The 14,609-nt window shown below is 51.7% G+C and carries 12 protein-coding genes; 9 read left to right on the top strand and 3 right to left on the bottom strand.

What is annotated here, in order from left to right:
- Positions 1–37: 37 nt before the first annotated feature.
- The gene (gene pbpC, locus ACB035_RS18950) at positions 38–2,383 is read left to right on the top strand and encodes a penicillin-binding protein 1C (protein ID WP_371167923.1); all 2,346 of its coding nucleotides are present in this window, start codon (positions 38–40) and stop codon (positions 2,381–2,383) included.
- Positions 2,384–2,809: 426 nt separating this feature from the next.
- Here the strand turns inward: pbpC and ACB035_RS18955 are convergent, their stop codons facing one another.
- Positions 2,810–3,775, bottom strand: a complete 966-nt coding sequence (locus ACB035_RS18955) for a hypothetical protein (RefSeq protein WP_371167916.1) — start codon at positions 3,773–3,775, stop codon at positions 2,810–2,812.
- 177 nt (positions 3,776–3,952) lie between these two features.
- On the opposite strand from ACB035_RS18955, the gene thiI reads away from it, so the two are divergent.
- On the top strand, positions 3,953–5,401 hold the full coding sequence (gene thiI, locus ACB035_RS18960) for a tRNA uracil 4-sulfurtransferase ThiI (RefSeq protein ID WP_139463962.1): 1,449 nt from the start codon (positions 3,953–3,955) through the stop codon (positions 5,399–5,401).
- A 76-nt stretch (positions 5,402–5,477) separates the two neighbouring features.
- Here the strand turns inward: thiI and ACB035_RS18965 are convergent, their stop codons facing one another.
- Both ACB035_RS18965 and ACB035_RS18970 read right to left on the bottom strand, forming a co-directional pair.
- Complete coding sequence (locus tag ACB035_RS18965; RefSeq protein WP_005333978.1) at positions 5,478–5,870, bottom strand: hypothetical protein; 393 nt, start codon at positions 5,868–5,870, stop codon at positions 5,478–5,480.
- 100 nt (positions 5,871–5,970) lie between these two features.
- Positions 5,971–6,603 (bottom strand): trimeric intracellular cation channel family protein, encoded by a 633-nt coding sequence (locus ACB035_RS18970; RefSeq protein WP_040067176.1) that lies wholly within the window; start codon positions 6,601–6,603, stop codon positions 5,971–5,973.
- A 383-nt stretch (positions 6,604–6,986) separates the two neighbouring features.
- Between ACB035_RS18970 and flaA the strand changes: the two genes are divergently transcribed.
- From flaA to ACB035_RS19005, 7 genes are all read left to right on the top strand, one after another.
- Positions 6,987–7,898, top strand: a complete 912-nt coding sequence (flaA, locus tag ACB035_RS18975) for a flagellin A (RefSeq protein ID WP_371167917.1) — start codon at positions 6,987–6,989, stop codon at positions 7,896–7,898.
- Positions 7,899–8,481: 583 nt separating this feature from the next.
- A complete protein-coding gene (gene flaB / locus ACB035_RS18980; protein ID WP_371167918.1) occupies positions 8,482–9,387 on the top strand; it encodes a flagellin B in 906 nt (301 codons plus the stop codon).
- A gap of 33 nt (positions 9,388–9,420) precedes the next feature.
- Positions 9,421–9,861 (top strand): flagellar protein FlaG, encoded by a 441-nt coding sequence (locus ACB035_RS18985; RefSeq protein WP_069556070.1) that lies wholly within the window; start codon positions 9,421–9,423, stop codon positions 9,859–9,861.
- A 26-nt stretch (positions 9,862–9,887) separates the two neighbouring features.
- The gene (gene fliD / locus ACB035_RS18990; protein ID WP_371167919.1) at positions 9,888–11,297 is read left to right on the top strand and encodes a flagellar filament capping protein FliD; all 1,410 of its coding nucleotides are present in this window, start codon (positions 9,888–9,890) and stop codon (positions 11,295–11,297) included.
- A gap of 25 nt (positions 11,298–11,322) precedes the next feature.
- Positions 11,323–11,745, top strand: coding sequence for a flagellar export chaperone FliS (fliS, locus tag ACB035_RS18995; protein WP_371167920.1), 423 nt, complete (start codon positions 11,323–11,325; stop codon positions 11,743–11,745).
- Positions 11,742–12,041 carry a hypothetical protein gene (locus tag ACB035_RS19000; protein ID WP_371167921.1) on the top strand — a complete coding sequence of 100 codons (300 nt, stop codon included), beginning with the start codon at positions 11,742–11,744 and terminating at the stop codon, positions 12,039–12,041. Before fliS ends, ACB035_RS19000 begins: the two co-directional genes overlap by 4 nt.
- Positions 12,042–12,047: 6 nt before the next feature.
- Positions 12,048–14,135 (top strand): 6-hydroxymethylpterin diphosphokinase MptE-like protein, encoded by a 2,088-nt coding sequence (locus ACB035_RS19005; protein WP_371167922.1) that lies wholly within the window; start codon positions 12,048–12,050, stop codon positions 14,133–14,135.
- Positions 14,136–14,609: the final 474 nt, after the last annotated feature.

A 14,609-nucleotide genomic window follows, 5' to 3' on the forward strand; every position in this document is an offset into this window, starting at 1 on the left:
GCGGGTTCGCCCGCTCACTTTCTGGCAGCGTGGCTGGCTGAAATTAGTTCGCACTGGCCACGCTTGCTGGCGCTGGCTTGGTCGCCTGCCACGCTGGCTGCTCTTCTCGGTGCTGGGAGTTGTAGCACTGCTCCTGTCATTGCTGGCGCTGGATAGACTCTTCCCGCCGCCACCGCTCGACCCTGCCTACGCACGGGTGGTGCTCGACATGAAGGGACGACCGCTGCGTGCCTTTGCCGATACCAGCGGCGTGTGGCGTTACCCCGTGACCCTGGAGCAGATCTCCCCCCGCTATATCGAGGCGCTGCTGGGCTACGAGGATCGCTACTTCTGGCGTCATCCCGGGGTCAATCCGGTGGCCATGGTGCGCGGGGTCTGGCAGTGGCTGCACTATGGGCGGGCTGTATCGGGCGGCTCGACCCTTACCATGCAGGTGGCGCGTCTTATCGAGCCCTACCACCGGAGCGTGCCCGGCAAGCTGCGCCAGATGGCCCGCGCGCTGCAACTGGAGTGGCACTACGACAAGCGCACCCTGCTCACCGTCTACCTCAACCGGGCGCCGTTTGGCGGCAACCTGGAGGGGGTGCAGGCGGCAAGTTTTGCCTATCTCGGTAAGAGTGCGGCCAAGCTGACCTATGCCGAGGCGGCGCTGTTGGCGGTGCTGCCACAGGCTCCCAGCCGCAACCGGCCGGACCGGCATCCCGAGCGGGCCCGCGCCGCCCGTGACAAGGTAATGCAGCGGCTGGTGGCGCAGGGCGTCTGGCCCGAGCCGGTGTGGTTGGAGGGACGTATCGAGCCGGTGCTGGCCCGCGGTCACTTCACGCCGATGGAGGCGCCGCTCTTTGCCCGCCTCGCCGCTGGCAATCAGACCGGGGCGCTGGTGCACACCACTATCGACGGGGATCTGCAGCGTTGGCTGGAGGGACGGGTGGCCAGTTATATCCGCCGCTTCCCCGAGCAGACCTCAGCGGCGTTGCTCTTGGTAGACAACAAAACCATGGCGGTACGCGCCTATGTGGGCAGCGCCGAGTATGGCAATTTGCGTCGCCACGGTTACCTCGACATGGTGCAGGCGATCCGCTCCCCCGGCTCTACCCTCAAGCCCTTCATCTACGGTCTGGCCATGGACGAGGGGTTGGTGCACTCGGCCTCCCTGCTCTCCGATGCGCCGAGACTGGGGTCTGATTATCGCCCCGCCAACTTTTCCGGTGCCTTTCAGGGGCCGGTGACCCTTGCGCAGGCGCTGCAGCAATCCCTCAACGTGCCGGCGGTGCAGGTGCTGGAGGCGCTTGGGCCGGACAAGCTGGTCAGTCGCCTCGACAACGCCGGGGTGAGACTGGCGCTCTCCGACAAGCCCAACCCGGCCATCGCGCTGGGGGCGGCGGGCATTCGGCTCGAACAGCTGGTGGCGCTCTACAGTGCGCTGACCCGGGAGGGGCAGGTGGCAATGCCGGTCTGGCTGGCGGGGCAGCAGGCGGTGTCACGTCCATTGCTGAGCCCGGGCGCGGCCTGGATCATCTGGCAGATCCTGAGCGCGCAGGGGCGGGCGGATCAGCCTTTTGCCAGCGAGGCGACCGGCCGGGTCAATCGGCTGGCTTGGAAGACCGGCACCAGCTATGGCTATCGCGACAGCTGGGCGATGGGGGTCTCCGGTCGCTGGACTATCGGCGTCTGGCTTGGGCGCCCCGACGGCACCCCCATGCCCGGTTTTTACGGGCAGAGCGCGGCGGTGCCGCTGCTGCTTTCGGTCTACTCGCGGCTGGCTGACAACAGCCCCCTGCCGGCACAACCCAACACGGTGAGCGAGGCCGAGATCTGCTGGCCGCTGGGGCGCAAGACGAGCGCCACCCTGCCAGAGGCCTGTTTGCAGCGTCAGAGCGCCTGGCTGCTGGAAGGGCGCGATCCCCCCACCTTGCCGGATCCCATGGACTGGCCCTCGCCGCTGCGTCAAGTTGCATTGACCGCCGCGGGCATGCCGACGCTGACCCGTTGCCCCGATGCGGCGCAATCCGGTTTTCGGGCCCTCTGGCCATTGTCGCTGGAGCCGTGGCGGTCCCCCGGCGAGCGACGGCAGGCGCTGCTGGCCAGCGGCTGCGCAGGGGAGGGGCAGAGTGCCGAGCTGCAGGCTCCCATTCGCATCGTGGCGCTGGGGGAGGGCAACCTTATTCGCAGCCAGCGTTACCGGTTGCAACCCAAAGTGCTGGGCGGTGTCGGCAAGCCGGCCTGGTTTCTCAACGGCCAGCGGCTGCGCTGGGATGGGGATCAGGTGCTGAGTGTGGCGGGGCGCTATCAGCTGGTGGTGGTGGATGAAGCGGGCAACAGCGATCGTATCGAGTTTCGCGTGGTGCATCCTGACGGTGATGCCAGCACCATCACCCGTTGAGCGTTTTGCCGACAACCATTGAGGTGAATGTGATTAACTATTTGAAATGCATCAATATTTGATTGGATGAATTAATTTGTGAATAATTACGAATTCATTCAAATCCAATCAGGAGTTCTCTTTTGTTGCGTGTTCTGTGTCCCTTGCTGGTGCTGATGAGTTCGGGTTGTGCCACAACCAATCATGGTGATCACCATGTTTCTCCTGAACGTACCGGGTTCTATTCACCTTTCGAACCTGCTTCCGAGAGTTTTGCGCGTTGCTATCAGAAACAGTTTGCCTGTACCCCTTCCAATATCCGCCGTGACAGGGCGATGGAGGCGCGCAGGCAGGCGCAAGAGCGGGCCAATCACCGGGGTGATGATTGGTAGGCCGCAGAAAACGAGAGGGGTTGGCAGATGCCAACCCCTTTTTCATTCCGCCAATTCAGCCCGGTTGGCGCAGATGACCGAGCCGGGTGAAGAAGTGCTGGCTCTTGCGTTGGTGAAAGTGGCTCTTTTTGATGGGATGGAAGATGAGGTTGCTTTCGGGATGGCTTGCTTTTAACTGGTGGAGCATGGCTACGGCGGGCAGGCTGGTGCTGACCAGGGTGGTGAGTGGCATGCTGAGGGTCTCGGGCCCGAGCAGTTGATTGAGCCCTTGCTGAGCCTGCTCAAAGCGGGTCAGGGCCGCCGGGTCGGCATAGCCGCTACCCAGCATGGTGAGCAGGTTGTCGAGGGCCAGATGAAATTCGGTCAACTGCTGGCGAAAGCCGCTGCGCCCGCGCAGGGCAATCAGCTCTGCAAACGGAATGTCGGCCAGGTGAGTGGGCACTTGCAACGGGATCTCGAGGAGGAAGCAATCCTGACCGCCGCGATTGTGGTAGCGGGATTCGAGCAGATGGAGCAGGCGGTCGAGATAGTCGTGATCGGTAATAAGCGCCCCGTCATTGGCGAGTGCCCACTCACGGGCAAGGCGCATGGAGATCAGGTTGGCAAAGCGCCGCGCCATTCTGATCCCCCCTTCATCCCGGGTCGCAAAGCCATGAGTAAGGCAAAAGCCGTGCAGCCGCTCCAGCCCCACCTGATCCGGGCAGAAGCAGTCGTGGTTGGCCTCCTGACGCCAGCGACCAATCAGCTCCTTGTTGCCAAACACCTTGTGGCGGACGAAATCGGGGGCAACCAGGCCGCTTATCTGGCTCTCCAATTGCGGGGTAATGGCGGCAAAAAAGGCTGTATCGGGCCGCTCGGCCAGCAGATCGCTCTGCTGTTGAAGGGTATCGAGCAGGGCGGTGAGACCGCTCTTTTCGCTGACGGTGAAGACAAAGGCAAGCCGCTCCAGATAGAGCAAGGCAAATTTGAGCCAGAGCTCGTCGCGTACCTCCATGCCGGGGTAGTAGATATAGGTCTTCATCGGATCAGTCTGTTGTCAAAAATCTGGCGAGGCGCAGGGTCGGGAATATACGCAAGATTGCGGTCGCGCGGCAAACACTGCGTGGGGTAATGTGAGCAAACGCTCATCCAGTAGGCGCTGGCCACAAAGTTCTGATATAATTCGCGCCCTTAAATCAAGGTCACCCGAGTCATTACCATGAAGTTCATTATCAAGCTGTTCCCGGAAATCACCATCAAGAGCAAGTCGGTTCGCCAGCGCTTTATCAAGATCCTGCAGGGCAATATCCGCAATGTCCTGCGCCGCTTCGACGACGATGCCCGCGTACGGATGGATTGGGACAAGCTGATTGTGAGCTCCCGCAATGACCAGTTCCGCGAGCAGGCTATCGAAGCTTTGGCCTGTATTCCGGGCATTCAGGCCTTCCTCGAGGTACAAGCCAGCAAGTTTACCGATCTGCACGACATCTTCGAGCAGGTGAAAGCCGTATGGGGCGACCAGCTCAAGGGCAAAACCTTCTGCGTGCGCGCCAAGCGCCACGGCAAGCATGAGTTCTCCTCCCTCGAGGTTGAGCGTTACGTGGGCGGTGGATTGAATCAGCACTGCGAAAGCAATGGTGTGCGCCTCAAGAACCCGGATGTGAAGATCAACCTCGAGATCGACGGTGAGGAGCTCTTTATCGTCAGCGCCATCCATCAGGGCCTGAGCGGCATGCCCATCGCGACCCAGGAAGATGTGCTGAGTCTGCTCTCCGGCGGTTTTGACTCCGGTGTGGCGTCGTTCCAGTTCATCAAGCGCGGCTGCCGGGTGCACTACTGCTTCTTCAATTTGGGCGGTGCGGCCCACGAGATCGGCGTCAAGCAGGTGGCCTATCACCTGTGGAACCGCTTCGGTTCATCCCACCGGGTACGTTTCACTGCGGTGGACTTTGAGCCGGTGGTTGCCGAGATCCTCGAGAAGATCGACAACGGTCAGATGGGCGTGGTGCTCAAGCGGATGATGATGCGTGCTGCCGCCAAGGTGGCCGACGAGTTCCAGATCCCGGCGCTGGTGACCGGTGAGTGTGTGGGTCAGGTCTCCAGCCAGACTCTCACCAACCTGAACGTGATCGACCGGGTGACCGACAAGGTGATCCTGCGCCCGCTCATTACTTGGGACAAGCCGGATATCATCAGTGAAGCCCGCCGCATCGGCACTTTGGAGTTTGCCGAGACCATGCCGGAGTATTGTGGGGTCATCTCCAAAAAGCCGACCGTGAAGGCCGAGCTCTCCCGCATTGAAGAGGAAGAGGCCAATTTTGACTTCTCCATTCTGGACAAGGTGGTCTCTGAGGCCCGTTACCTCGATATCCGTCGTATCGGTGAAGAGACTGCCGCTGAAGTACAAGAGGTGGAAACGACTCAGGTGCTGGGCGCTGACGAGGTGATCCTGGATATCCGCTCTGCCGACGAACACGACGAGAAGCCGCTGGTGGTGGAAGATCGTGAAGTGCTGCATATCCCCTTCTTCAAGTTGGCTACCGCCTTTGGCGATCTGCCCAAGGAGAAGACCTACCTGCTCTACTGCGATCGCGGTGTGATGAGCAAGCTGCAGGCGCTCTATCTGAAAGAGAAGGGCTTTGACAACGTCAAGGTGTACCGCCCGTAAGCGTGTTTTTTACCTTCAATAAAAAAATCCGGCCAATGTGCCGGATTTTTTTATTTCACAGAGTGAGCAATGACTATCAGGGACAGGGAACCGGAGTGAAGGAGTCTTGCCCCTGACAACGCCAGCCCATTTCCGCCTCCCGCATCTGCCACAGGTTGTTGCTGCGATAGAGGGTCAGGATGTAGATCATGTCGCTCTTGCTGCCGTCGAGGGCGACCGAGAGCACCAGATCATTGTCCAGTTGCTGGGCATGGATGCGACTGGGTGTGTCACCATGACCGACGAATCGCAGAGCTACCTCACGGTAGTCATTAACCCAGTTTTGCTGTTGATGGCTTGCCTGGCGTATCTGCTGGTTGAACTGCTGCACCGGCGCCGAGGCCAGTCGTCCAAATACCACTTGTGCTTCGGCGTGGGCTGCCGTCACGTTCGCCAGGAGAAGGGTGGTAAGCATACCGATTTTGCGCATGAGAAGTTCCGGCTAACAACGACTGCTTCTATGACAACAGAAAAGCCTATTTGGTTCAACGCGTGGCCCACAGCGACATGATGACGCTGTAGGCCTGCTCTCAATTGCGTTGCAACGAGAAGGTGGGCAGCGACAGATGCCAGTAGATAGCAGCTACCCGCAGGCCAAACACGGCCGTCATGCAGATGAGCATGGCCGTTACCCTGTCCATGTTCGCCTCCAGCGCCAGGGTATAGAGAATGCCGCCGAGGATACAGGCGGTGGCATAGATCTCTTTTTGCAGCACCATGGGAACCTCCCGCGCCAGTACATCGCGGATCATGCCACCGGCAACCCCGGTCATGGTGCCCATGATCACGGCAATCAGCCCTGGGGTGCCGAAATTGAGGGCCTTCTGGGCGCCGATAACGGTAAAGAGGGCTAGCCCGAAGGCATCCGCCACCGGCAGCACATACCAGGGCATCCTGCGGGGCAGCTTGACCATCCACATACCGATCAGCGCCGTCGCAATGACGACCCAGATATAGATGGGATCGCGCACCCAGAACACGGGGGTGGCTCCCAGGATCATGTCACGGATGGTGCCGCCGCCGATGGCAGTGACCGCCGCCAAAACCATGACGCCAAACCCGTCCATCCTGAGTCGGCCAGCCACCAATACCCCTGAAAACGCGAATACCGCAGTACCAAACATGTCGCTGATGTAAACAATCTGCTCAACCAGTGTCTGCATGGAGAACAACTCACGCCAAATTGTTGATGGGGCCGCGATTTTAGGGGCTGGTGAGCCCAATCGCCAACAGTGCTCGACAAAATTGAGAGTCGGGACGGATTTTTTCTCGCGGCATGAACCGGGCGAGGCTCGTGCGTGCCCTTAGCTCTGCGCCGTTGGCGGGCTTCAGAAGGTTGAGCCCATCACAGGTTAAGGTCCGATTTTTTCCTTAAGTATCCCCCCGACCCGCCGATATATAAGGTAAGCGGCGTTAATGCGATGAAGCGTTGAAAAAAATGCTAAAGACATCCAAAAACGAGCCGTTAAATAAGACGCATCGGGCACAGAAAATAATAAAGCTCGAGCAAATAGAAGAGTAAATTTAATAGCTTAGGAGAATAGTCATGGGCCTTTTTATCAACACTAACGTTTCATCACTCAACGCTCAGCGTAACCTGATGAATACGACAAAATCACTGGATACTTCCTACACTCGACTGGCATCCGGCTTGCGTATCAACAGCGCCAAAGATGATGCTGCAGGTCTGCAAATTTCCAACCGTTTGACTTCTCAAATCAACGGGTTGGATCAGGGTAACCGCAACGCCAACGACGGTATCTCTGTAGCTCAAACTGCGGAAGGTGCGATGGATGAAGTCACCTCCATGCTGCAGCGTATGCGTACACTGGCTCAGCAATCAGCCAACGGTTCCAACAACACTGATGACCGTACCGCGTTGCAGCAAGAGTACACTCAACTGATGACAGAAATTGACCGCGTTGCTAAAGATACCACGTTCGGTGGGCAAACCTTGCTCAATGGTGGTTACGTAGGTTCTTTTCAGGTGGGGGCAGATGCAGGACAAACAATTACGTTTAAAATGACATCGGCTTTTACTATCAAAGGGATGGCTTCGGCTACGAAGGGGAATGCTACAGTCGCGACAACTACAACAGGTGAGCCTTACACTGTGACTAAAAGCAACACAGGTAATGTCACAACTACAAGCATCAGCACTATTACCACAGCCAAAGATGCTCAAACGGCTATGGCAAACTTGGATTACATGATTAAAGTTGTGGATAGTAAACGTGCCGAGCTAGGTGCTGTTCAGAACCGTTTTGATTCTACCATTCGTAACCAAGCTAACGTATCTGAAAATGTCAGTGCTGCCCGCTCACGTATCCGTGATGCTGACTTTGCAACTGAAACAGCCAACCTGACCAAGCAGAACATTCTGCAGCAAGCAGCATCGACCATTCTGTCTCAGGCAAATCAGCGTCCGCAGTCTGCGCTGTCACTGCTGCAAGGCTAACAAAAGAAAACAGGGCGGTTGTTCAGGCCGCCCTGATCAAGAGATGGAACAAAGGGGTGTTCGGGTCGCACTCTGTTCTATCGGGAGAGATATAAATCTCTACTAGTAATGCCAAGTGTTGTCCAGTTGTTCAGTTCTGTCACGCTTGGTCATATTCTCCTGAGCATATGCTCATGTTTAGGCCGGTTTACCGGCCTCTTTTTATTGTGCCGCCAAATTGACGTCACTCTACCAGTACAAGCATGAACCATGCCAACATCTTTCTTCCTGTAAACTGGGTCATCATCAGCTGAGAGTTGTATGGTGATGCAGCTCAATTCATGTCCTGTTGCCGCTTCCCGGAGAAAACTTGCCGCTTTAGGCAACAATTTTCCTAAAGCTTGCCTCTGTGCTGCCGTTAAATAAAGTGAAGCAATCGAGGGGTGTTCGGTATCCAACGTTTGCACTACTGCGGGTGACCTGTTCGTTCAAACAGACACCCGCCTGAAGAGACAGGAATGTTCAACCTGCTCTTCAAACGGTGGGCCGTCGTTTTGTTTGGACGACGCAACCTGCAGTTGCATGTTCTTCGGGAGAATATTTTATGGCTATGTACATTAACACCAACGTTTCATCACTGAACGCCCAGCGTAACTTGATGAATACCAACAAATCGCTGGATACCTCCTATACCAGGTTGGCATCCGGTCTTCGTATCAACACAGCCAAGGATGATGCTGCTGGTTTACAGATTTCCAACCGTTTGACTTCACAGGTTAACGGTTTGGATCAAGGTAATCGTAACGCTAACGATGGTATTTCTGTGGCACAAACTGCTGAAGGTGCGATGGATGAAGTGACCACTATGTTGCAACGGATGCGCACTCTGGCTCAGCAATCAGCGAACGGTTCCAACAACACGGATGATCGTGTCGCTTTGCAGCAGGAATATGACCAACTGACGACAGAGATAAATCGTATTTCTGGCGATACCACTTTTGGTGGTCAAAAGCTGCTTGATGGTACTTATAAAGGCTCCTTCCAGGTCGGTGCAGATGCAGGGCAAACAATTACCTTCAAGATGACATCTGCTTTCACGATCAAGGGTATTGCATCTGCGACAAAAGGGAGTGCAACAGTAACTACCAGTACCACAGGTGAGCCCTATACTGTTGCTAAAGCAACTACAGCGGTTACTACAACTAGTGTTAGCAGTATTAAAACCGCTAAAGATGCTCAGACAGCCATGGCCAACCTTGATTTCATGATAAAGGCCGTGGATAGCAAACGGGCTGAGTTGGGTGCGGTGCAGAACCGGTTTGACTCGACCATTCGCAACCAGTCCAATGTGTCCGAGAACCTGAGTGCTGCACGTTCGCGTATCCGTGATGCAGACTTTGCGACAGAAACAGCCAACCTGACCAAGCAGAATATCCTGCAGCAGGCTGCATCAAGTATCTTGGCGCAAGCCAATCAAAGACCGCAATCAGCTCTGTCCCTGTTGGGTTAATGAGTAGTGATGAGATAGAAAAGGAGCGACGATATGGCCAATGACATTGGAATCCCCTCATCGGTCACTCCTTCTTCTCTTCAGTCAAGTAGCAAGAGCGGCCAATCGGCCGCTCAAGTGCTATCTGGCATGGCGGAAGAGCAGCGGGTGATGACACAGGATGTGGAAAAGCAACAAGAGGAGCGAGCCAAAGAAAAGGTTCGCAAGTCTGATGTCTCTGATAAGGACATTGAAAAAGAGGTACAAAACTTGCAGGAGTTCAGCAAGTTACAAGGATGGACCGTCAACTTCAGCGTCGAAAAGGATCTCGAGCAAGTTGTTATCAAGGTGATGGATGCCAATACCAAGTCAATGATTCGTCAGATACCAAGTGAAGAGTTGCTGGCTATCAGCAAGCGTCTCAAGGATCTCCGTGAAGGTGATGTTATAGGTGGTGGCTCAAGAGTCGGATTATTGCTTGATAAAGAGATTTAATACGCAAGTTTACGAGGAGAGTGAGAATGGCCACTATTACGTCTGCTGGTGCGGGATCAGGACTGGATTTGGAGTCTGTCATTGCTGCAAGCGTCAATGCCAAGAAGGCACAGCTGTTGCAGCCCATCACCACCAAGAAGACCAATGCTCAGATCACTCTCTCAGGGGTTGGGCAGTTGAAATCGGCCATCGCCTCTTTTGTGACGACACTCCAAGCCATGTCCAAGGATGATGCGTTCAACAAACGCTCGATTAATATTATCCAGGATAAAGATAATCCGGTGCTCAAGGTGGAGAGCAAAACGGGTTCCTCTAACGGGCAATACGATATAACTGTCGAAAAGTTGGCGAAAACTAGCAAATTTGAAGGCAGTTTTGACTCTTCGACAACTCCAATGATCACTCAAGATGGAACCTTGACGTTTAAGGCCGGTGATAAAACCTTTGATGTTGATGTGAAGGCGGGGGATTCGCTACAGTCCATTCGTAAACGCATCAATAATGATGGTGATAATTTTGGTCTTAATGTCAACATCATGAACACATCTGATGGTAAATCTAAACTTGTTATCGACTCTGGGGTGAGTGGGAGTGGTAAGGATCTGGTTATCACCGGAAGTACCACTGAGTTGGCAGATAACTTCACTTCTAAATTGTCAAAAACTCAATCCGCGCAAGATGCTCAAATCAGGGTAGATGGAAATACGCTGACCAGTGCTACCAACACATTTGATGGCACTATAGTTGGCCTCAAACTGACAGTTTTGAGGGAATCTGATAGTACGAGTACGACTGCAAGCGATGGTTCGGTGACCAAGACTTACAAGTCCAACCGAGTTGACGTGACCACCGACAAAGCTGGCATCAAGGACATGGTAAAAAGCTTTGTTGACGGTTACAACGCACTGGTTAAGAAGAGTAATGATCTTGGCAAGCGCAACTCGATAGTGGCAGGGAAGAGCCAGAATGATGGCGGTGCTCTGGCGGGGGATGCAACGACGCGTGCCGTGATCAATATGATGAATGGCATTATCACCGAACCTTCACAAAAGTCCTCTACTTACTCAACGATTTTCCAGATGGGTATAAAGATGGATAACAAGGGGGTATTGTCTATCGACGATACCAAGTTCAACGAAGCTATCGACAAGAATTTCGATCAGGTAGTGGCGGTTTTTGGCGGCAAGGATGGGGTTGCAGGTCAGCTGGCCAGCCAGCTGGAAACTTACTCCAAGACCGGGGGGTTACTTGCTAAGCGAGAAGACTCGCTGAATTCCGATCTGCGCGAAGTAAGCCGTAAAGAGTCCGATGTTGCTACTCAACTGACCAAGTATCAAGAGACCTTGCGAGCCCGTTACGGAAGCCTGGATGCCATGTTGGCAAAGATGAACAAGTCGGCTTCATATTTGAACCTGCTGAATACCCAAAATAGTTAATTTGAAGTGATGAGTGGTGTCTCATATGTATCGTAAAAATATAAAAGCCTATACCACCCAGAATCTGCAATCCGAATTGGCAGTAGCCGATCCTTACCGCGTGATTCAACTTTTGATGCAAGGCTGCCTAGAGCGTCTAGCTCAGGCTCGCGGTGCCATCGAACGTCGAGATTTTGAGCAAAAATCCCAATCTATCTCCAAAGCCATGGCTATCATCAACGGGCTTCAAGATTCACTTGATCTCTCTTATGGTAAGGTTCCCGAAGATCTTTTTGCGCTTTATGACTATATGAAAACTCGGATGATGGATGCTAGCCGTGATATGGATATTACAGCTGTCGATGAGGTTATGAATCTGATGCTGACCGTGAAAAGCGGTTGGGATGCTATTCCTGTCGAGGAGCGTGACAAGGCATTGGCTCAACAAAAAGTGGGCGGAACCGAATGAGCAATAGCCGTTTGCCAGAATTAATCGCGACAGGTCAAAAATTACTTACCTTGTTCGAACAGGAGGATGTGCAAACGGCTGAACAGTTGATCGACTATTATCTCATTCTCCTTGATGCTGTTTTCCAGAATATCCCGCCACATGTGGTTCTTGACATGGATCACCAACAAGCATTAATGCAGTTTCAAACCATACATGAGCGGATAGAATATGCAAAGAATCAGACAGAAACAGCTTTGTGGAAATTTTCAAAAGCAGGTCGAGCATCTGATATGTACAAGCTGAATGCAGGTTAGGCATACATGGATATTAAACAAGAGATTACAAATATCGAGAGTGAACTTGTTCGCCTTGAGAAGCAAAAGCAACAGGAAATTGCTATGTTGGAGGTGTTGCCTGTTCGTTTTGCCATGAACATGGATGCCTTTAAAAAATTCATGCCAAGCATATATGATTTTTTTGAGTCATATCAACCAGTACGGCCATTCCGTTTTTTTTGCAATGAAAATGGCATCCCTAATATATTGTGGCTTGATGATCAAGTTTCGTTATATGGTGACGATCCATTCGCAGATGCTGAATCACAAATTGATGAAATAATTGAACAAAGTGTTTTGCAATGTATTGATTTTGCACCACAATGGTATTTTGATGATCAAATACATATAAAATATAACAACGAAATATCCAAGCTTAAACAACAATCAACACTCGAAGGGTTATCACTCAAGAGTGCACTATCAATGGATATCCCATTATCCTTGATGTATGGAATAGGTTTGGGTTATCAACTTGGCTATTTATACGAGCGATGCAAAGTAAAGAATCTGTTCGCTTTCGAACCAGATCTTGATATGTTTTATGCATCTTTATTTTGCTTTGACTGGTGCTCTTTGCTGGATTATATGGAGCAAGAGTCATTAAGCTTACATTTATTTATAGGGGTTGACGAAAAATTATTAGCAGCCGATATGATGGAAGCGCTTCATCGTAAAGGTGCATTCTGGTCTGCAGCATATTTCTCATTCTGCCATTATCATTCTCCAAAGTTGCATTCGCTTATTAACCAGGTTGAAAATGAGTTCTATCTGCTGCGTACGGGTTGGGGCTTTTTTGATGATAATGTCTTTGCTCTAGCTCATAGCCATACTCATCTGCAAGATGGCACACCATTTCTTCTGCGCCAACGTGATACATCTTTATCTGCGACCATACCTGTATTTGTTGTTGGAAACGGGCCATCGTTAGATCAGAGCATTGATTTTATTCGAGATCATCAACGTCAGGCGATTATCATTGCCTGTGGCACTGCAGTCAGCGCACTTTATAAAGCTGGGATCAAGCCAGACATTTATGTTGCTGTTGAGCGTACCAAAAGTTCAGCAGACTTTTTACATATTTTGGATGCTGGAGAGTTTCTCAAGGATAGTGTTTTTTTAAGCGTGGATGTTATTCATCCTGAGTGTAAGACATTTTTCCGTAAAACTGGGTTAGCATTCAAACCAAATGAGCCTATGTATAAACTGCTGGCCACTCACCTTGGTGAACAGTTTCAGTTTGATTCAATCGAGTATCCAAACCCATTTGTTGGGAATACCGGTCTTAATTACGCAGCATTGCTTGGTTTCAAAGATATTTATCTTTTTGGTATTGATAATGGATATAAGTCAGCCGATAAGCACCACTCCAGCTTGAGCCTTTACTATAATGAAAAGCAAGAAGCTAAATACCATCAAAATCTGAAAGAGACATTTCCTTTTCGTGGTAACTTTGGTGGAGAAGTTCGTATCAATCATTTGTTTGGCCTTTCTATTCACAATATGGCTCAGGTTTTGGAAAATAATCCTGAAGTACGTTGTATCAATTGTAGTGATGGTGCCTATGTTAGTGGTGCCGAACCTCGTCGGGTTGAGCAGATAAACCCCAATTGGCCAGTTTTTAATAAGCGAGCCTTCATTGATGATTTGCTGTTTCGTTGTTTCAAACCATTTGATGTTGCCAGTATTGATTTTCAATCTGCCATTAACGTACCATTTTTTTATGATATAGTTAATAAGATGCTTGATGATTGGAAAGCAGTTCCCCGTGATTGCAATGAAGTTCAATTGATAATGCAGCGCCATCATGATTATTTGCTTTATTTATTCATGAGTCGTGATAACCATCTTTATCGTGTGTTGATAGGGTCAATAAATTATTTCTATGCTAATATCATCAGTTTGATGATGGTTCATATTAATGATGCTGATGATGTGCTAACGGAAAAATTAAATTCTGCAATTGTTATATTGGAACAGTTTTTTACTGATGCCAAGCATATCTATGCTAGCGCATTGGAGCGACATGATTCGGCTTATTTTATAGGGCTTGATGTATTTAAATCGAGTTGAATGTAATGTCTACTGAATCGAGTGTCATTCAATAATCGTGATAGGGATAATGCTTTTATAAAAGCATGGTACTTTTATATGTCACTGACGTTATTTTATGTGGTGGTGTTGAGTTTAGTTTCTACGGGAATTGATAGTCGCGTATTCAACAGAGACACCATTTATGTCATGGCCATGATATAAATAATGCTTTTCGTTTGGCACCCTCTCGTGGGTGTTAACGATCTGAACTGTGCTATTCAAGGCGCCTCTATCAAGGGTCAAAGGAATGTGGCCAATACCGGGCAGTAGGATGACAGGCCAGGGGATGCCGAGGCGTCTTAACTCAGGTTCAAGTTGATCAGTTTGGAAGGCTTCGTCATTTGTAGTGGTCAACTAAATCCGGACACTTGGTTAGGCCGTTCTTCGGCTTTTGCTGGCGATATTCCGTCATTGTATTTATGTGGACGCCGCCAGTTGTAGTAATCCATCAGG

This window comes from Aeromonas sp. S12(2024) (genome assembly GCF_041402305.1).
GTDB lineage: Bacteria > Pseudomonadota > Gammaproteobacteria > Enterobacterales > Aeromonadaceae > Aeromonas > Aeromonas veronii.